An 18,079-nucleotide genomic window follows, 5' to 3' on the forward strand; every position below is an offset into this window, starting at 1 on the left:
ATTTTGTGCCGGCCGGTTGTCTCTTAATCGCGCGTTAGGATTTGCGGATTTGTCGCGGCCCTAATGCTCGAATCATTCGGAGGCGTACGGAGCGTTCGTGGGACATCGTCGGGGTGAAATCACTTGCGGATTCAAATCCGCGAGCAGGGGAGTGCTTTGCCTGAGCGTATCGCTTGGTGCGCTGCTGGGCGGCGTGGGAATGTCGTCTTCTGCCATGGCAGAAGCAGGCGCTGCTACAAGGCCGTCTGATACGGCCAACTCGTCAAGTGCGGCCAAGCCCGCACGGCCCGAAAACGCAGCGTCGACTGCGTCCGCACAGAAGCAAGCACCAGCCCAGCGATTCGACATCGACGACTTTGCTGTGCAGGGCGCCGACAAGTTGCCCCAAATCGAGATCGAAGAAGCGATCTATCCCTTCCTCGGACCGAACAAGACGGCCGATGATGTTGAGAAGGCGAGGGCGGCGCTCGAAAAGGCCTATCACGACAAGGGATTTCAGACCGTCAGCGTCTCGGTGCCCGAGCAGAACGCGCAGCGCAAGGTCATCACGCTGAAGGTCACCGAGTTGAAGGTCGGACGTCTGCGGGTGAAAAACTCGCGCTACTTCGACCTTGACAAGGTCAAGGATCGCGCAGGCTCCCTGAAAGAGGGGGCGATCCCGAACTTCAATGACGTGACGAAAGATATCGTCGCGCTGAACCAGTGGCCGGATCGGCGCGTGACGCCGGCGCTGCGGGCTGGCGTGACTCCGGGCACGGTCGACGTCGATCTCAATGTCGAGGACACCGCGCCGATCCATGCCAGCGCGGAGATCAACAACCGGCAGTCGCCGAGCACGACGCCGACACGCTTTGTTGGGACCGTGCACTACGACAATCTCTGGCAGGAGGGACATTCTTTCAGCTTCACCTTTCAGGTGGCGCCGGAGCGCGGCCTTCAGATGCCGAGGTGTTTTCTGCGTCGTACCTGGCGCGCATCCCGAACGTCGAGTGGCTGAGCGTTCTCGCCTATGGCGTGAAGTCCGACAGCAATGTGGCGACCGTCGGCGGGACCAACATCGTCGGGCCCGGCGAGATCGTCGGCGCGCGCGCGGTGATGACGCTGCCGCCGCGCGAGAACGTCTTCCACACGCTGTCGGCTGGGCTCGACTACAAGCATTTCGGGCAAACGGTGACGCTCGGATCGGGCGCGTTCTCCTCGCCCGTGACCTATTACCCGCTGGTCGCCAGCTACGGCGGGACGTTCCAGGGCGAGAAGTCGACGACGCAGTTCAACGCTTCGGTCACCTACAATGTGAGGCCGGGGAGCAGCGACTGGGAGGCGTTCGACGCCAAGCGCTACTCTGCCTCGCCGTCCTTCACGCATTTCAACGCGGATGTCGCGCACACCCAGGAACTGCCGCAAGGCTTCCAGCTTTGGGGCAAGGTGCAGGGGCAGGTCGCGGACGGGCCCCTGGTCTCGAGCGAGCAGTTCAGCGTCGGCGGTCTCGACACGGTGCGCGGCTATCTCAAATCCGAAGTGCTCGGCGACAACGGCGTGGTCGGCAACATCGAACTGCGCACGCCCAATGTCGGCCAGATGCTGCAAAGCCAGTTGAAGGATGAAACCGGGCAGGGAACGCCGCGCTTCACCACCTTCAACGAATGGCGGTTCTTTGCCTTCGCCGATGCGGGCCACGCCACCGTGCTGAAGCCGCTGCCGGAACAGCAGTCGCAGTTCGATCTATGGAGCTACGGCGTCGGCACTCGCTTCAAGGTCTTCAACTACGTCAACGGCATGGTCGCTTACTCGGTACCGATGATCAGCCAGGCTTACACGCAGGGGCGCGATCCGCACGTTAATTTCCGGTTCTGGGGTGAATTCTGATGACAATGGGGTGGGGTTACATGCGCGCATCGCGCCAGATCAAACGTCAGTTGGCAGCCACGAAGGTGGTCTCGGCTCTGCTGTTCGGGCTTGTTGCCGTCGCGGCCATGCTTCCGTCGCCGGCGAAGGCCTGGTGGAACGACGACTGGTCGATGCGCAAGAAGATCACGCTCGATGCGAGCGCGACCGGGGCCAACATCACCGATCCGATCGGCACGACGCCGGTCCTGATCCGGCTGCACACCGGCAACTTCCGCTTCACCTCCGCGAAGGAGGACGGCAGCGATCTGCGCTTTGTCGCCGGCGACGACAAGACGCCCCTGAAATACCACATCGAGAAATTCGACCCGCTGCTCAACGAAGGGCTGGTGTGGGTCGCGGTGTCGAACGTGCAGCCGGGCGCGAAGACCGAGATCTGGCTCTACCGGGGGTCCTGACAGTCGGAGCGGCTCAGACCCTCCTCAAAAGCACTGGTGTTCATTTGCCGGGCAAAGTGGTTCTTGCCGGGACGGGTCCCTTATTGTGGCTACTGGCGGCTCAATACCTGCGTGCCGGAGCCACGATCGAGGCCATCCTCGATACAACACCCCGTAACAATTGGCTGAGAGCGATCCGTCACGCTCCAGAATTCCTGGCCTTACCCTATTTCGGCAAAGGTGCCGCGTTGTTGGCAGAAGTGATTCGACGCGTGCCGATTATTCGGCGCGTCGAACAGCTTGAGGCCACCGGTGCAGTGGCTTTTCGGGAAGTTGCTTACCGACGTGAAGACGGCAGTGGCGGTCAGATTGAAGCAGAGTGGCTGTTGGTGCATCAGGGTGTCGTCCCGAATGTCAACGCGGCAATGGCAGCCGGTTGTCTCCATAGCTGGGATGACGACCAGGCGTGCTTCCATCCCAAACTCGATGACTGGTTCGAGAGCAATGTCGCCGGCATCAGCATCGCCGGCGACGGCGCGGGGATCCGTGGTGCTCGAGCCGCGGAATCCTGTGGACGGATCGCAGCGCTGGGAGCCGTGGCGAAGCTTGGTGCCATTACCTCGGACACTTGCGACCGCCGCGCGCGCCCCCACCGTCGCACTTTGCGACACTGGAGCAGAGGACGTGCGTTTTTGGATCTGCTGCACCGTCCGCGAGCATCGCACCGCGTTCCAGACGACGACATCCTGATATGTCGATGTGAAGAGATTACGGCTGGCGCGCTGCGCAATGTTGTCCGGCTCGGTTGTCCAGGCCCCAATCAGGCGAAAGCCTTCCTCAGATGCGGCATGGGTCCATGTCAGGGACGCCTGTGCGGTCTCACGGTCACCGAAATCATGACTGACGCGACGGGAAGCACACCCGATGCGATCGGGTACTATCACATTCGACCACCCATCAAGCCGATAACGCTTGGTCAAATCGCGAGCTATCCGACAAGCGAAGACGCAATTCGCTCGGTCGTACGCGACCTGCCACCAGGTCTGTCAGGCGCTGAGATTCTGGAGTCGGCTGATGGTGGCGCTGTTACGACGTCGGCGCCATCGTAACGCAGTTCAATCATTTTCCACCGAAAGGATCAGGAGATGCGTCTTTTGAAGAGTCCGGTTCGCTCCGTGGCCAGGTATGCAGCCGCTGCGGTATTTATCTCGATCAGTGTTCTTAGCAGTGGAGCGAGCGCCATGAAGTGGCTTGCGGGTCCTCAAGGAGGTGGTTGGTACGCAATGGCGGAGGGACTCACGGCACTCGTCAACCGCGATGATCCCAGCCTTGACCTGAAAGTAGCCGCAGGCGGCGGCAAGGAGAATCCTCTCCACATCCAAGCCGGCCGTGGTCAGATCGGTATGAGCATCGACTTCCTCGTCGCGGCCGCCTACGCAGGAAAAGCACCTTATGAGGATACGCCCATGACGAAGATCAACACATTGGGTGCAGGCTGGTCTCCGTTGCCATTCCACCTTTTGAGGGCCGCCACGGCCAATCCGGACCTGAGGGCTGCGATCACTGGCCGAGGCTTTCGTATCGCGATTCCTCCGAAGGACACCTCCGACGAGCTGACCTTTCAACGAGTGCTCGCCTTCTACGGGACGTCCTATGACCGCATCGAGCGTGACGGCGGCGCCATTGTGTTCGGCAACTACGACCAAATCGCAGCTGCTCTCAAGGAGGGTAAAGTCGACTATCTGTTTGGTGCTACCACCAAACCCGCCAGCGTCATCACCGACATTGGTAATGGTCCGCGCGAGATAGCTCTGACGGCAATGCCCGCAGACTTGATGACTTCGCTCGCTACAACCTATGGCTACGGGCGCGGTGTTATTCCGAACGGAACATACCCGAAGCTTCAGTCTAGCGATGTCGAGACGACATTCATGGAAACGATCTTCATGATCTCAGCCGATGTCTCCGAAGATGAGGCCTATAGAGTGACCAAGGCCCTGCTCAAGCATCGCGCGGAGCTCGCATCGATCAATGCAAGTTTGGCGGGGTTCGATCCTGCCAAAGCCTGGCAGAACTTGCCCGTGCCCCTTCACCCGGGTGCTGCGCGGGCTTACCGCGAACTCGGTTACATGAAATAGGTCGGCCGAGATCTCGACGGCGCTCGCAAGGTTACGCGGTCAGGCCAAACCAATCGGGCGTGGGCCGCGTCGGCTTTCCTTAAGAGGGCTACCAGATAGTCGACTTGGGAACCGCCGGTATATGCCGAACGCGCGGCAGGGGATCGGCGTCCAAAATTGGCTCTGACCCACTTTTGATGCAGTTGGGGGATGTTGGGCGCTTTGATTGGGGGAGAATCAGCGCCATGCAGCAAGCACTGCACCGCTCCGGTCTGGTGTCGCGTGGGTTTGTTGTACAGCGGCCGCGGACCGGGATCTTCGCGCCCGGAAAAACAAGCCCCGGTCGATCCATCCAGCCAGTGAAGCTAGGTGATCATCGCAACTGCAGCCGATCGAGCTGAATGTCGCGACCAAGCGCATCGAGAATGGCCACGGCGTCCTTCAACGAATAATCGCTAGCGGCCGCGATTTGCGTCACGCTCGCGCCGGCAATCGCCAGGCGAACCACTGCGGTGCCCCCGGTCGCGAAACGTGAGCCCATCGGTATTTGCAAGTGGTATGCGATCGGCAAAAAACTTTGAATACGAGCTTGGTGCGACTCATGCCGATCGAGAGTGCGTCGTTTATTTGAACCCGGCCGATTGCTGGGCCGAGCTCACGCGCAGCCGATCCTGTCGCATAAGGACCCTGAATAGCGCAATTCCGTAAATCGATTGGATTTGCTCAAACCCGGCAGCTCATTGTCCGTCGCAGAAAATGAACGCCTATGCGCGACGGGGAATGAAATGCAGATGGGCTTGGCTACCATTCAGGCGACGAACATAAATGCAGGTGGGCGGCTGGACCGCCTGCCGATATGCGGCTTCCATTGGCGCATTCTTGCGCTCATCGGCGCCGGGATGTTCCTCGACGCCTTTGATATCTATCTGGCCGGTGGCGTGCTTGGCGCCGTGCTGAAGGAGGGGTGGTCAACTCTCCAACTCAACGCGACGTTCGTCTCTGCCACGTTCATCGGCATGACCTTGGGCGCGTGGTTCTCCGGCATCTTGGGAGATCGTTTCGGGCGGCGTTTCACCTATCAGGTGAACCTCGCAATCTTCGGCCTCGCCTCCATCGCGGCTGCGTTAGCCCCCAACATGGTCGTTCTGATTGCGTGCCGGTTCGTGATCGGAATTGGACTCGGCGCCGAGATCGTGGTCGGTTATGCGACCTTGACGGAGTTTGTCCCGGCTTCGTCGCGAGGGCGATGGATCGGCTTGCTGGCTGTCATTACCAACTTCTCGCTGTTCGTCTCTTCGATGGTCGGTCTATGGGTCATCCCAAATCTCGGTTGGCGATATATGTTCGCTCTCGTCGGTATTCTGGCGATGATCGTCTGGGTCCTACGCAAAAACATGCCAGAGTCCCCTCGTTGGCTCGCCGCGCAGGGGCGAAGCGCTGAAGCCGAGAAGATCCTACAGAATATCGAGGCCGAAGCCGCCCGTAAGGGACTCCTGCCGCCGGTCCAGATCACAGTACATGTCGAGCAGCCGGCCGGCACGATCTGGAAACTGCTCGAGCCGCCGTACCTCGGGCGAACCTTGCTCGGTTGCTTGCTTCACATCGTGGTCGGCTTCAGCCTCTACGGCTTCATCGGCTGGTTGCCGACGTTCCTCATCAAGGGCGGGCACAGCGTCGTGTCCTCGCTCGGGTACGCGACTCTGATGTCGCTTGGCGGTCCCGTCGGCTCGCTCATCGGCTTGGTGCTTGCGGACATCGTGGGGCGCAAGGCATCGATCATCGGATCGTCGCTGGCAGCCGCGGCATTCGGCGTCGCCTACCCATTCATGCCCGATGGCGCGCCTGTCGTTCTGGTCGGGTTCTGTCTAGTGTCGGCGATCTACGTCATGCTCGCAACGGGCTTCGCGATGCACGTTCCTGAACTGTTCCCGACCCGCTACCGCCTCCGTGGCACGGCGATCTGCGCGACGGCTGGGCGCATCGCCACAGCGCTGGTGCAGTTCGCGGTCGTCGCGATCTTCGCATGGCAGGGGCTGCTCGGCGTGCTGGGCACGCTCGCGGGAATCCTGGTCTTCCAAGCGCTGATCTTCCTGGTGTTCGGCTTCGAGACCAAGGGCCGCGCCTTGGAAGATGTCGCGAACACCGGCGACGTCCAAGCCACGAGAAGAAGCGAGCGCCCGATCGTCCACGCGGGCACGTAACTTAGTCCAAGGCGGCGCAAACTTGCCGGATGTGCTCCCGAAGCCAGCGGTTTGCGTTGCTCTGATCATAACGTCGATGCCAGTACATCATCCAGGAGAACGGCTTCGATTTGAAGGGAACGTCGAACATTCGGAGCTCGGCGTCCATCAGGGTGGCAGCGAGGTGTCCGGGCATCACGGCCAACAGATCGGTCTGCTTGAGTACGTGAGGAACAACCAGCCAATGCGGTACATTCAAAACGATCTTCCGCTGATGACCCAATTCACCGAGGACGTCGTCGACGAAGCGAAGGTCGGTGGGGCTCATGGACACCTTCATGTGCTCCTGTGAGATGAAGTCTTCGAACGCGATGGCCTTCTTCGCGATCGGATGGCCGCTCCGCATGATGCAGACCATGCGATCGAGCAGCAGCTTTTCGGAGCGGATCGCGTTCGAATGGTCCAGACCCATACTCACGGCAAGGTCGATTTCGTCCCTCTCCAGCGCGTCGACGGTTTGACCGGGCGGCAGGTGGAGAACGTTGAATCCAATCCCTGGCGAGGTCCGGCCGCGCGCAACCAACTGCGGCAGCAGCAAGCAAGCAAGAATATCCGACATCCGGACAGTAAAGGTTCGCTGGGTGGTAGCCGCATCGAAGCCACTGTCGCTCTCCAGGACTCTCTCGACTTGGCGCAAAAGTTGGCGGAGCGGATCGACGAGTTCAAGAGCGCGCGGAGTGGGCTTCATACCGGTGGCGGTGCGTACGAGGAGTTCGTCGGCGAACATGCCTCGAAGACGACTGAGCGCATTGCTCATAGCGGGCTGGCTCAGCCCGACCTTGTCAGATGCCTTGGTGACGTGGCGCTCGGAGAGAAGAGCGTCGAGTGCAACAAGCAGGTTCAAATCGACCGATCGAAGATTCACGGCTTCCTCCAATAGAATATTGATATGGCAAATAACACAAGAAGCCAAATCCATTTTCTAGATGATTGGTTCTGACCTACCAATGATCCGCCAAATGAGAATCTAAGGAAGCACTCCATGAGCTACGAAGACATCAAGAAGGAAGTCAAAGTCTGCATGTTCGACCAGTATGGTACGGTCGTGGACATGCAGGGCGGTCTAGTGAAGATTGCGACGCCGTTCCTCAAGGAAAAGGGCTGGACTGGCAATCCGAACTCCTTCGTCACCTGGTGGCGCCGCACCCACTTCGAGAACTCGATGATCGATGCGCTGCTCCACCGCGAGCACACACCGTATCGCGAGATCGGTCACCGCGCGGTCTCCCAGGTTATGGACCGGTCGGGCATCAAGTATACGAAGGACGAGGTGAAGTACCTGGTCGGCGAGATCGAGAAGCTCGAATGCTTCCCGGAGGTGCCGGCGGCACTGGCGAAGCTGCAGACCAGGTACAAGCTGGTCGTGCTTTCCAACGGCGACCGCGACATGCTCGAGACGGCCAAGAAGTATCACAAGATCCCGTTCGACAACGTGATCTCCGTCGCCGAAGCGGACTCCTTCAAACCACACGTCGCGACCTACACGAAGGCCGCCGAAATCCTCGGCCTCAAAATGGATCAGGTCCTCTTCGTCGCCAACCACGCTTTCGACGTCATCGGAGCGAAGTCGGCCGGCATGCGTAGTGCGATGATCAATCGCCGCGATCGGCCGTTCGAAGAGACGCCACACAAGCCCGACATCACCGTCCCCACAATGAAGGATCTGGCGGATGCGATCGTCTAGTACGGAAGCTCTCTCTGGCATCAAGGTCCTTGACCTCTGCCGCGTCGTCTCTGGCCCATTCGCCACGATGCATCTCGGCGACCTTGGGGCGGACGTCGTGAAAATCGAAGACCCTCGCATCGGCGACGAAAGCCGCCGATACGGTCCTCCTTTCGTCAATGGGGAGAGCTCGTACTTTCTGTCGGTCAACCGCAACAAGCGAAGCTGCGCGATCGATCTGAAGTCTCCGGCCGGGCGCGACGCGGTGGTCGCGCTCACCAAGGCAGCCGACATCGTGATCGACAACTTCAGGCCGGGCACGCTCGACAAGTGGGGTCTGTCCTACGCAGCCTTGAGCGCCCACAATCCCAAGCTCATCCAGTGCAGCATCTCCGGATTCGGCCGGACCGGTCCGGACGCGAGCCGGCCCGGCTACGACCTGATCCTGCAGGGGGAGTCCGGCGTCATGGACATTACCGGGGATCCTGACGGCCCACCCATGAAGGTTGGCACTTCCATCGCCGATCTGGTCACCGGCCTCTACGCGTCGCAGGCGGTACTGGCCGCGCTCATGAAGCGCGAGAGGAGCGGCGTCGGCGGACGCGTGGACGTCTCCATGCTGGACGCCATGGCCTCGCTGCTGACGTTCAACGCCGGCATGTACTTCGCGTCCGGAGAAAGTCCGAAGCGTCGAGGCAACGTGCATCCCACCATCAGTCCGTACGAGACTTTCGAGGCGAGCGATGGCTGGTTCAACCTCGGCGTGGCAAACGACAAGTTCTGGTCGCTGTTCTGCGGCGCCATCGGTCGCAAGGACCTTGAGGCCGATACCCAGTTCGATACCGCGCCCAAACGGGCGGCCAACCGCGCGGTGCTCGCGGGGATGCTTGGCCCGATATTCAAGACCGAGCCGCGCGATCGTTGGCTTCAGGTGTTCGGCAGCGCCGGCATTCCGTGCGGTGCGATCAGGACGGTCGGCGAGGTCTGCGAAGCGCCGCAGCTCGTCCAGCGCGGCATGGTCCAGACCGTGACGCACAGGGTCGCCGGCGAAGTCAAGTTCATTGCCCGGCCGCTGCGTTTCGACGACAAGCCTCCCGCTCCGTCCACGCCGCCGCCGACCCTGGGCGAGCACACCATCGAGGTTTTCGAGAACTGGCTCGGGTGGACGCGGAAGGACGTGCTGGACCTGGCCTCCAAAGGCGCGTTCGGTGATCCCGCGCTGAAGCAGTCGGCTGAATAGGAGCAGAACGAATGGACGAGGCGCAGGTTCGGGAGCTTGTCGAGGCGGCCATGGGCGACGGCCGCCGCGAATTTGGATCGTTCTTTCTGTCGCGTTTCTTCGTCATGACGGTCTCTTACGAAGCCGACTCCTGCATCGTCTCCCTCGACGTGAAACCTTACATGTTCAATCCGCAGGGATCGCTTCACGGCGGCGTGCTGGCGACCGCCCTCGACATTTCGATGGGGCACCTCCTGAAGCATCAGTTCGGCGCCGGTGCAACGCTCGAGATGAAGGTTCAGTATTTCGCTCCAGTCCGCAGCGGCTTGGTCACATGTCGCGCGAGCTTTCTGAAAAAGGGACGCAAGACCTTCTTCCTGCAGTCGTCGTCGATGGACGGTTCCGGAGAGACCATTGCGCACGCGACCTCCACATGGAAGCAACTGTGAACGACGTCGTCTCCAAGCTCCGGAATCTGCTCGGCTCCGATTGTATCACCGATCCGGCGGTGACGGACGGATATCTATGGGATTGGCGTGGTCTGCTTCGTGGGAGCGCGGCCTGCGTCCTGCGCCCCAGATCGGCAAACCTGCTCTCGCAGAGTGTCAGGATCTGCCGAGAAGCTGGCGTCAGCATCGTTCCTCAAGGCGGCAACACCGGGCTTGTCGGTGGCGCGACGCCGGATGACATCGGCCTCCAGATCGTGATCAGCACCGGCGCCATGAGGAAGATCCGGACGGTCGACCCCGTTGACATGTCCATCGTCGCGGAGGCGGGCGCGACCATAGCCGAGCTTCAGACAGCTGCGGCCGAAGCGGGCGCACTGTTTCCCTTGTCCTTCGCCTCGGAAGGAACCGCCACGCTCGGTGGCGCGCTTGCGACGAACGCAGGCGGCATCTCGGCCGTTCGATACGGAAGCGCGAGAGATCTGCTGCTCGGAATGGAGGTCGTGCTACCCGACGGGCGTATCTGGAATGGTCTGCGTACGTTGCGGAAGGATAACACGGGCTACGCCCTAAAATACCTCTTCGCCGGTTCGGAAGGAACGCTCGGCATCATCACTGGTGCGGCGATGAAGCTCGCGCCCTTATCGGTCGGCCGCGAGGTCGCCTTCTGCGCGATCGAGAGCGAAGATCAGGTGCTGGATTTCTGGATGAAGCTGCGCGCGGCCGCGGAGGGGAACGTGCGGGCCATCGAGTACATCTCGAACTCATGCGTCGAGCTGGCGAAGCGCGAAGGGCTGCGCGCGCCAGTCGGGGTGGCGGACCACTACGTCCTCGTTGAACTGACCTCGAGCCGTCCGGACGCTGGTCTGAAGGACGTGCTCGAAGCGTTCCTCGCCGAAAGGCTCGAGGACGGCACCATCGTCGATGCCGCGCTTGCGCAGAGCGGCGAACAGCAGAAGCAGATCTGGCGCCTGCGTGATGATCAGACCGAGATCCAGAAGAAGGCGGGGCGCGACTTCAAGCACGACGTCGCAGTGCCCGTGCCGCGGGTGCCCGAACTGCTGCGCCGAAGCCGCGCCGTCATCGAATCCGACTTTCCCGAAGCCACGGTCGTTCCGTTCGGGCACGTCGGCGACGGCAACATCCACCTGAACGTCGTTCTGCCGGCCACGCTCGGCGCCGAACGAGCCGCGGAGCAGGGCAAGCAGATAAGCCAGGCGATCTACGATATCGTGCTCTCCCTGGGCGGAACGTTTTCGGCCGAGCACGGCATCGGTCGGGCAAAAGTCGACATGCTCGAGGCCAAGCGAGACCCAATCGAGCTCGATCTCATGCGCCGGATCAAGGCCGCGCTCGACGAGGACGGCTCGTTTAATCCCGGCACGGTCTTCCGACCATCGTGAAGCGGACGCGCAGAGGTGCGGCGATGTAAGCAGTCTATTCTCTTCACGACAGTAAAACTCGAAGTGCGCGACGCCGGATTCGACCCCCGGTCCGGGCGACGCAAGCGTGCGATAAAGCCAGCACTTGATCAGCGACGCCAGTGCCGACGGCTGCTCCATCGGAATCATGTGGCCGGACGCCTCGATAATTTCGAGTTTCGAGTTTTGAATGCCAATATTCAGCTCGATGCCTTCATCGAGGCTCCGAATATGGTCTTGCTCCCCGGCAACGATCAGCGTCGGACAGCGGATTTCTCTAAGTCGGTCGAAGTCGCTTGTCCTGGTCAGGCTCGATTGCCGAAGAAAGACATCGCGACCGAGGCGGACCAGGCCGGTCTTTCCTGGCGCATCGCGTTCAGTAGTTCGAGCTTGCGAGGTCTATGGGCAGCGGTCGAAGCGGGTCTAGGTGTCACTCTGCGCACAGCCGTTGGACTACCATACATGGCGAGTGGGATTGGTTCTCCGCCTCGCCAGACATCGGTGTCAGTGGTAGGTCCTATCCATACGAGTGGAAGAGACGCCACCGCTTCTGAATCGCTACGGGAGGCGTTGTTGAGCGCGAGTACAAGATCCAATTCTCCATTGTCCAGGCGATCCAGGAGCCGCCGATTGCGATCGACGACGACCTCTATATGGACGGATGGATGGCTGCGTTTGAAGCGCCCCAAAACGGTTGGCAGCCACGCTTCGGCAAAGTCCGCGGGAAGTCCAAACCGAACGACGCCTTCGATGGCGCGGCCGCGTGCCGCCAACACCATCTCATCATTCAGATCCAGAATGCGGCGAGCATAGGCGACGACGACATCGCCCGCGTTGGTGAGCGCGAGACCTCGACCGTGCTTACGGAACAGGGGCTCGCCTATTTGCTCTTCGAGCTTACGGATTTGTTGGCTGACGGCCGATTGCGATCGACCGATTTGGCACGCATCGCCAGATAGGCGCGAGCTGAGCCGGTTGAGCAGTCGAATCACGGGAGCGGCTCGCCCCTTGCCGGCACGCGGGGGTGCAATCCCTCGGTCGTTTAGAATGATTGAAATGCGCTTGGCCGGAAGGGTGCGAAGCGGTTCGATGATAGGGCGAAGATGTTGCGCGGGCTCTTCAGCCTCAGCCTTGCGCGCGTTCCAAATTTCGTAGTCGCTGAGCTTTTGTCCGCGAGCTTTGGCGGCGGTGAGGGCTTCCCTGGTGCGCTGTGCGATCCGCTCTCGTTCCTTCTCGGCGACAGGATGTGAAACCGGCGAAGCTGCGTCGGCATGGTGCGGAAGTCCGGGCCAGGCGCTCGCCCGTTGAGGGATCGCCAGAGACGGCGAGCGGCATGGGCGCGAAGCTCCATGAAGAAATCCATCGGAAGGGATACGGCGTAGAAGGCTGCCGCGTCGGGCACTTGGCCTGGGGCAGCCAGAATTGATGCGTTACGCCATCGACATGCCAAATACCATGCCATCCGTCCGCCGCGTGCCGGAGGTCGAGGCCGGACAGATGCGCCAGCGTCACGTTAGGCTCTGCTGTCCCCTCGGGATGCTGCACCGGGGACAGGAGAACTGCTTGCGGCTGGAGGCTTGGTATCCAGAGCAGGGATTGTCGGTCAGCGAGGGTTTCGGGATCGCACGGGAAATCGCAAACCCCATCGTTGGGAGAATGTCTCCAGTTGGTTCGCCGCCGGCTTCTTCACGCGGGAAATTATCTGGAAGTCGTGATGATAGTCTTCATGGCGACGAAGATACTCCCAAGCGAAACCGGCGGGGGGGAATGCTCTTTGCGTGCCCGTAAGCGCCCGGCGCGCGCCAATCAATGCTTAGCATTGGCGCACCTCTCGACTCGGGCGCGCGAGGCAACGCCCGGCCAGAGAGTTTCTGAAACTGCCATCTATAAACGTTGTTCGCGCTAGACGCACACTTATGTCTATTTTCTTCACGGTGCTCCCGAGATTGGGCGAGCTTAGTGGAGCCCTGCGTGAAACCGCAGTTGCGACTTGCTTGGCGGCTAGCTCCGGTTCGAAGATCATGGCCTGATCAGGCACTCTCGGGCACCGCCCGCTCTGTCAGCGAAACAACCAGGGCCGTTGCGCCGAACACGGCACCGACCGCGCAGACGCCTGACCAGCCGGAATACACCCAGGCCAAGCCCGACACCGCTGAACCTGCGGCCGCGCCAAGAAAGAAAAGGCCTGTGAACAAGCCGTTTACGCGCCCTCGGGCCTCCGACCGCAGGAGATTGATGGCACGTCGACCGAGGGTCTGGTCGCCGATGACGCCGAGATCGAGCAGCACTGCCGCCGCCACGAGGATCGCCAGTGCGACGTTAGCGGACACAGCGGATGCCCCCGGAGCCAGCTCATGCCCGCCGATTCCAGCCAGGGCCATGGAGCCGATCACTGCCAGATGGGCAAGGCGCGTCGCCCCCTTGGTCCAGCCGCGATCGCCCGCGCGGCCTGCGATCGGCGCAATGATTGCGCCGGCGGCCCCCGCCAAAGCAAACAGCGCGATTCCGGTTTGATCGAGCGAGAAGGGAGGAGCCGAGAGGCGCAAGGCGACCGAAGTCCAGAAGACGCCGAAAGCGCCCATGCACAGCGCCTGGTAAAGCGCACGGCGCTGTAGGACCGGCTCTTCGCTAAGAATGGTCCACATCGAACCGATCAGGCGAAAATAGGTCGTAGAGGTTTGCGGGGATCGCTTGGGAATCACGAACATCAACACCAGTGCGAGCATCGCCACGATCACCGCCAGCACTCCGTAGAACCATCTCCACCCAGCAAACTCGGCGACGAGGCTGGCGGCGGGACGGGAGAGCAAGATGCCGAGCATCAAGCCGCTCATCACATTTCCGACGACACGACCTCGCCGCGCCTCGGCACTCAATTGCGCTGCGACGGGGACCAGCATCTGAATCGCGCTCGTCGTTAAGCCGGTGACGTAGCACGCGATGAGGAAGAGCGAGGTTGTCGGAGCGCAAGCGACGGCCGCAAGTGCAATGACGTCAACCGCGAGCGTGGCGACGATGACCATGCGGTTCTCGACGAGGTCCGTCAGCGGCACAAGCAGGAACAGGCCGCTCGCATAACCCAGCAAGGTGAGCGTGGTGACGAGGCTTGCCTCACTTGCGTTCAGACCAAACGATGGGCCGATAAGCCCGACGAGGGGCTGAGACGAGTAAAGGCTGAGGACAACGACGCCCACTGCTATCGCGAAAAGCAATGTGAGTGTGCCGGATATCTCTGTTGTTTTATCTAACCCGGCTGGGCTGGGGTTTGTTCTGGATATGGATGACATCGGGCGTCCTTGGTCAGGCGTTTAGTCCCGATTTTGCATTAATCCTCTGATAGTGATAATCCGCGATTTGATTGATTAATTATTCCTACAAACGTGAGAATATGGCCACCCTTGAGCAATATGAGGCGTTCGTCGAAACCATCGATCGCGGTAGCCTGACCGCCGCCGCGAAGCGTCTCAATCGATCCCTTCAGTCGGTTAGCCGGGCGCTCGCAACGCTGGAGGGAGAACTCGGCGTCGAACTCGTTCGCCGGACGACGCGGCGGCTAAATCCAACTCCAGCCGGCCTCGCGCTCCACGAACGGCTCCGATCAGCACTGAAGGACATTGCCGACGCTCGCGCCGAAGCGAGGCGAGAAACCGCGCGGGTGACCGGCCTTTTCAGGATCGGAGCTTCCGTGCTGTTCGCCCCGAATTTCGTCGTGCCGTCCGTCGTCGCGTTTCTGCATAAGTTTCCAGATGTCGAGATCGAGCTTGCGTTAACGGACGCCCAGTCGGACTTGATCGAAGATCGGCTCGACGTCGCGATCAGGATTGGGAATCTCGGCGCTGCAAGTCTTAAGTCGAGGAAGGTCGGGCAGCTTCGCCGGGTCGTCGTTGCGGCGCCAACCTATGTTTCGCGCCATGGGTATCCACGCAAGCCCGATGACCTCTCGGCGCATCTCTGCGTCGTTCGCACCTTCGGGCCTGAGGGCGACGCTTGGCCTTTGACGAGGGATGGCGCGGTTACTCGGACGGCCGTAAAGGGTAGCCTGCGCTGCAACGACGCCGCCGCCGCGAACGCGGCAGTGCTCTATGGTGCGGGGATCGGGCTCGCCCCGTTGTGGCAGGTACGCCCGGACATTGACGCAGGCCGGCTTGAAATTCTGCTCCCCGAATACGAGCCGCCGCCAATTCAAGTGAGCGCCGTCTGGCCGAACAGCGTCGGGACTCCGGCCCGGACCCGTCTCTTTGTCGAGATGCTCGCACGTCGACTGGCGGGCGAACGGATTTAACAGTTCGCAGGCCGATGACTGCTATCGCCTCGTCGCTGAGAAGCCAACGCTGCTTTGCCCGCGACGCAGGCAAAGCACCTCAAGTCTTATCGGCTGGAAAAAACGTGCACTTCATTGTGCGCGATCTCTATCGTGAAGAACTCGCCGTTCATCTCGGCGTCACGCGCCATTGCCTCCCAATCAATATAATAGCGCAAGGCTTCGGGATTGTGACGCTCTCGGCGGTCAGTTTCTCCATGTAGTCGGCAAGGCTGGCGTGCTGTCCGTGATAGCAGTCTTGCAGAGCGGTTTCGGCTTGGTCGATGTCGCCGACAAACTGCTCCAGCAAGCCCGCGCCTAGTGCGCCGTGCGCGGCAATGAAAGCACCCATCCGCGCCACACTCTCGATGCTGGCAAATTCCCTGATAGTGACGCCTTCAAAGCCCTCATAGTCATGGATGGCATATTCTTCTGCACCCTTGATCGGCGAACGCGCGAGCATGGCGGAAATCTCGTCCCTGATTTCGTCGGCGTCCTGATCCGCGTCGATCCAGGCACCATGCAGATAGCCGTTATTGTAAGCGGCAAGGCAGGCAACATAGATGCGGGGATTGCTGTCGGCTGCGCTGGTCATGTCTCTATTCCTTCGGGTTTGGAGTTCAGAGCAGCGAAGCGCCGCTCTTGAACCCTTGCCCGTCGGCGAGACCGGGGTAGCAAGGTGCCAGACAACTCTTTGGCACCGTGGAATAAATGGAGGGGAGCGTCGCAGGGAAGAGGCGACGAGAGAGAACGAGCGCGCCAAGCGCGAAACAGCGATCGCAAGAGCGCAGGCGGCGCTCGACAAGGCGCGGAAGGAGCACGAAGAGCGGGCGGAATCTCTTGAGGCGAAAAGGGGCTGCGATTGAGAAGCGGGTCGAGGCCGAGGACGCCCGATGGGAGAGCGAGAAGGAGCGGCTGACGGCGGCAATGCGTCGCGCGCGGGAGTAGGCCGGCAAGACCGGATTAACCGTCGCGATTTCCTGCCAAAAAAAATCGCGTCGGGGTCTTGAAACTTTTTTCGATCTTCCAAATTTTTTCGACGTCGCCATTGCGGCGGCCGGGACGCCTTCGGGGTCCCGCGACTTGAGTCGGGCGCCGGACGGTGTCCGGAGCCCGCTCGTACCCATCTTGCTCTTAGGAGGACTTGGATATGAGGTATGATTGGACTCCCCTCTGGAGGTCGACCATCGGGTTCGACCGCCTGTTCGACGTTCTCGACGAGGTCCAGCGAACCGCCGAAGAGACCTATCCCCCCTACAACATCGAACGTCTCGACGAGAACCGCTTTCAGATCTCCGTGGCGCTCGCCGGCTTCACGCCGGACGAGGTCGCGCTGACGGTCGAGCACAACGTCCTGACGCTCGAAGGCCAGAAGGCCGAGAAAGAAGGCAAGACCTTCCTGCATCGCGGCATCTCGGCTCGCAACTTCAAGCGTCAGTTCACGCTGGCCGACCACGTCGAGGTCAAGGGCGCCCGCTTCGAGAACGGCCTGCTCGCCATCGATCTGGTGCGTGAGATCCCCGAGGCGATGAAGCCGCGCCGCATCGAGATCAACGGCGCCGCCCCGAGCAACGTGACGCAGATCGAAGCCAAGGCCGCCTGATTATCGGAGCCGGCGGACAGGGTTGATCTCGGCCGCGCGGGATTTCCCGCGCGGCCTTCCCTCAAATCGTCTTTGAAATGGAGGCATCCATGCGGCCGACGACCGCCATCGACGACAATGTATTCGATTTTGAGTACCTACTTCATCCGGCACCAAATTCGAACACCCGCGGGACGTGGTCTCACATACCGGCCTGAACCTCGGCGAGAAGCGGGCCATCCTGGCTTCGTGGGCCTCTGATGCGTCGGCCATTGCGTCGTGCCCCTCGCTGCGGGCGCCGGTCACCATTGACGATATCCTTGAGGCGCTGTGCGCGCTGCATGGCGGCCCCCGGCCACCCCCTGGCGGCAAGCCCATGCGGCTGCGCTCGACCGAGCGGCGTGCGGCGGCTTGAAAGAGAGTAATCCAAAAGAATCACAAAGAGCGTCAGGATGGAAACGATGTTCGAAGCGAACTTGGCCCGTATCCGTACCCACCGCAACAACATCCACCGTTATCGAGGACTGCTTCGAACGGAATTGTCCGGCCTCGAGCGCGAGTTCATCGAGAAGCGGATGGCCGACGAGCAGACCGCGCTCGATGCCCTGGTTGCCGACTTTCAATTACCCACATTTCCAGCCGCTCCGATTTCGGCGCCGAGTTCGATATCGGTTAATCTGGAAAGGCCACGCCAGATGGCAATATTTCCGGGTGGCGGATCGCCGGCCCTGGCCAGATAGCCACCCAATCGTGCAAGTTTGGTCAGGTAGAATGCGAGGGTTCCGGGGCGACATCGTCGATTGCCGGCG

General features: G+C 61.1%; 16 protein-coding genes and 4 pseudogenes. 13 read left to right on the top strand and 7 right to left on the bottom strand.

Going from position 1 to position 18,079, the window contains the following annotated elements; genetic code table 11:
- Positions 1–199: 199 nt before the first annotated feature.
- From AC629_RS02640 to AC629_RS02655, 4 genes and pseudogenes are all read left to right on the top strand, one after another.
- Positions 200–1,866 (top strand): annotated as a pseudogene (locus AC629_RS02640) (ShlB/FhaC/HecB family hemolysin secretion/activation protein).
- Positions 1,867–1,973: 107 nt separating this feature from the next.
- Positions 1,974–2,300: pseudogene (locus AC629_RS02645) on the top strand (DUF2341 domain-containing protein); the annotation flags it as partial.
- Positions 2,301–2,707: 407 nt separating this feature from the next.
- On the top strand, positions 2,708–3,391 hold the full coding sequence (locus AC629_RS50400) for a (2Fe-2S)-binding protein (protein WP_502692999.1): 684 nt from the start codon (positions 2,708–2,710) through the stop codon (positions 3,389–3,391).
- 36 nt (positions 3,392–3,427) lie between these two features.
- Positions 3,428–4,420: a TAXI family TRAP transporter solute-binding subunit gene (locus AC629_RS02655; RefSeq protein WP_084803228.1), complete on the top strand. Its 993-nt coding sequence runs from the start codon at positions 3,428–3,430 to the stop codon at positions 4,418–4,420.
- Between the two features lie 352 nt (positions 4,421–4,772).
- On the opposite strand, the gene AC629_RS44800 is transcribed toward AC629_RS02655, so the two are convergent.
- Positions 4,773–4,940, bottom strand: coding sequence for a hypothetical protein (locus tag AC629_RS44800; protein WP_210418990.1), 168 nt, complete (start codon positions 4,938–4,940; stop codon positions 4,773–4,775).
- A gap of 256 nt (positions 4,941–5,196) precedes the next feature.
- Between AC629_RS44800 and AC629_RS02660 the strand changes: the two genes are divergently transcribed.
- Entirely contained in the window at positions 5,197–6,600 is a 1,404-nt protein-coding gene (locus AC629_RS02660) for an MFS transporter (RefSeq protein ID WP_245331685.1), read from the top strand.
- 1 nt (position 6,601) lies between these two features.
- On the opposite strand, the gene AC629_RS02665 is transcribed toward AC629_RS02660, so the two are convergent.
- On the bottom strand, positions 6,602–7,504 hold the full coding sequence (locus AC629_RS02665) for a LysR family transcriptional regulator (RefSeq protein WP_084803254.1): 903 nt from the start codon (positions 7,502–7,504) through the stop codon (positions 6,602–6,604).
- 117 nt (positions 7,505–7,621) lie between these two features.
- Between AC629_RS02665 and AC629_RS02670 the strand changes: the two genes are divergently transcribed.
- Genes AC629_RS02670 through AC629_RS02685 form a run of 4 tightly spaced genes read left to right on the top strand, consistent with a single transcriptional unit; the run spans position 7,622 to position 11,370 of the window.
- A complete protein-coding gene (locus AC629_RS02670; RefSeq protein WP_084803229.1) occupies positions 7,622–8,323 on the top strand; it encodes a haloacid dehalogenase type II in 702 nt (233 codons plus the stop codon).
- A complete protein-coding gene (locus AC629_RS02675; RefSeq protein ID WP_084803231.1) occupies positions 8,310–9,542 on the top strand; it encodes a CaiB/BaiF CoA transferase family protein in 1,233 nt (410 codons plus the stop codon). The genes AC629_RS02670 and AC629_RS02675 overlap by 14 nt, the downstream gene beginning before the upstream one ends.
- A gap of 11 nt (positions 9,543–9,553) precedes the next feature.
- Positions 9,554–9,970, top strand: coding sequence for a PaaI family thioesterase (locus AC629_RS02680; protein ID WP_084803233.1), 417 nt, complete (start codon positions 9,554–9,556; stop codon positions 9,968–9,970).
- On the top strand, positions 9,967–11,370 hold the full coding sequence (locus tag AC629_RS02685; protein ID WP_210418991.1) for an FAD-binding oxidoreductase: 1,404 nt from the start codon (positions 9,967–9,969) through the stop codon (positions 11,368–11,370). The genes AC629_RS02680 and AC629_RS02685 overlap by 4 nt, the downstream gene beginning before the upstream one ends.
- A 323-nt stretch (positions 11,371–11,693) precedes the next feature.
- On the opposite strand, the gene AC629_RS50405 is transcribed toward AC629_RS02685, so the two are convergent.
- From AC629_RS50405 to AC629_RS02705, 4 genes are all read right to left on the bottom strand, one after another.
- Positions 11,694–12,380 (bottom strand): LysR substrate-binding domain-containing protein, encoded by a 687-nt coding sequence (locus AC629_RS50405; protein WP_143198860.1) that lies wholly within the window; start codon positions 12,378–12,380, stop codon positions 11,694–11,696.
- 50 nt (positions 12,381–12,430) lie between these two features.
- Positions 12,431–12,850, bottom strand: a complete 420-nt coding sequence (locus AC629_RS50090) for a DNA -binding domain-containing protein (RefSeq protein WP_349531051.1) — start codon at positions 12,848–12,850, stop codon at positions 12,431–12,433.
- A 141-nt stretch (positions 12,851–12,991) separates the two neighbouring features.
- Entirely contained in the window at positions 12,992–13,198 is a 207-nt protein-coding gene (locus tag AC629_RS48250) for a transcriptional regulator domain-containing protein (RefSeq protein ID WP_245331687.1), read from the bottom strand.
- A 220-nt stretch (positions 13,199–13,418) separates the two neighbouring features.
- On the bottom strand, positions 13,419–14,675 hold the full coding sequence (locus AC629_RS02705; RefSeq protein ID WP_084803236.1) for an MFS transporter: 1,257 nt from the start codon (positions 14,673–14,675) through the stop codon (positions 13,419–13,421).
- A 101-nt stretch (positions 14,676–14,776) separates the two neighbouring features.
- Between AC629_RS02705 and AC629_RS02710 the strand changes: the two genes are divergently transcribed.
- Positions 14,777–15,670, top strand: a complete 894-nt coding sequence (locus AC629_RS02710) for a LysR family transcriptional regulator (RefSeq protein WP_084803237.1) — start codon at positions 14,777–14,779, stop codon at positions 15,668–15,670.
- Positions 15,671–15,756: 86 nt separating this feature from the next.
- Here the strand turns inward: AC629_RS02710 and AC629_RS02715 are convergent.
- Positions 15,757–16,283 (bottom strand): annotated as a pseudogene (locus AC629_RS02715) (antirestriction protein ArdA).
- Between the two features lie 555 nt (positions 16,284–16,838).
- Between AC629_RS02715 and AC629_RS02725 the strand changes: the two are divergent.
- From AC629_RS02725 to AC629_RS49720, 3 genes and pseudogenes are all read left to right on the top strand, one after another.
- Positions 16,839–17,291: an Hsp20 family protein gene (locus tag AC629_RS02725; RefSeq protein WP_084803239.1), complete on the top strand. Its 453-nt coding sequence runs from the start codon at positions 16,839–16,841 to the stop codon at positions 17,289–17,291.
- A gap of 89 nt (positions 17,292–17,380) precedes the next feature.
- Positions 17,381–17,685, top strand: a pseudogene (locus AC629_RS48260) (hypothetical protein).
- A 37-nt stretch (positions 17,686–17,722) separates the two neighbouring features.
- Entirely contained in the window at positions 17,723–18,010 is a 288-nt protein-coding gene (locus tag AC629_RS49720; RefSeq protein ID WP_168195371.1) for a hypothetical protein, read from the top strand.
- Positions 18,011–18,079 lie beyond the last annotated feature (69 nt).

The organism is Bradyrhizobium sp. NAS80.1 (assembly GCF_001908205.1).
In the GTDB taxonomy this organism is placed as follows: domain Bacteria; phylum Pseudomonadota; class Alphaproteobacteria; order Rhizobiales; family Xanthobacteraceae; genus Bradyrhizobium.

Excerpts from the sequence above, each read along its gene's own strand:
- AC629_RS02655 (WP_084803228.1), top strand. The coding sequence starts at position 3,428 with ATGCGTCTTTTGAAGAGTCCGGTTCGCTCCGTGGCCAGGTATGCAGCC.
- AC629_RS02675 (WP_084803231.1), top strand. The coding sequence starts at position 8,310 with ATGCGATCGTCTAGTACGGAAGCTCTCTCTGGCATCAAGGTCCTTGAC.
- AC629_RS02680 (WP_084803233.1), top strand. The coding sequence starts at position 9,554 with ATGGACGAGGCGCAGGTTCGGGAGCTTGTCGAGGCGGCCATGGGCGAC.
- AC629_RS49720 (WP_168195371.1), top strand. The coding sequence starts at position 17,723 with ATGGAAACGATGTTCGAAGCGAACTTGGCCCGTATCCGTACCCACCGC.
- AC629_RS02670 (WP_084803229.1), top strand. The coding sequence starts at position 7,622 with ATGAGCTACGAAGACATCAAGAAGGAAGTCAAAGTCTGCATGTTCGAC.
- AC629_RS50400 (WP_502692999.1), top strand. The coding sequence starts at position 2,708 with ATGGCAGCCGGTTGTCTCCATAGCTGGGATGACGACCAGGCGTGCTTC.
- AC629_RS02710 (WP_084803237.1), top strand. The coding sequence starts at position 14,777 with ATGGCCACCCTTGAGCAATATGAGGCGTTCGTCGAAACCATCGATCGC.
- AC629_RS44800 (WP_210418990.1), bottom strand. The coding sequence starts at position 4,940 with ATGGGCTCACGTTTCGCGACCGGGGGCACCGCAGTGGTTCGCCTGGCG.
- AC629_RS50090 (WP_349531051.1), bottom strand. The coding sequence starts at position 12,850 with ATGGCATGGTATTTGGCATGTCGATGGCGTAACGCATCAATTCTGGCT.
- AC629_RS02705 (WP_084803236.1), bottom strand. The coding sequence starts at position 14,675 with ATGTCATCCATATCCAGAACAAACCCCAGCCCAGCCGGGTTAGATAAA.
- AC629_RS02725 (WP_084803239.1), top strand. The coding sequence starts at position 16,839 with ATGAGGTATGATTGGACTCCCCTCTGGAGGTCGACCATCGGGTTCGAC.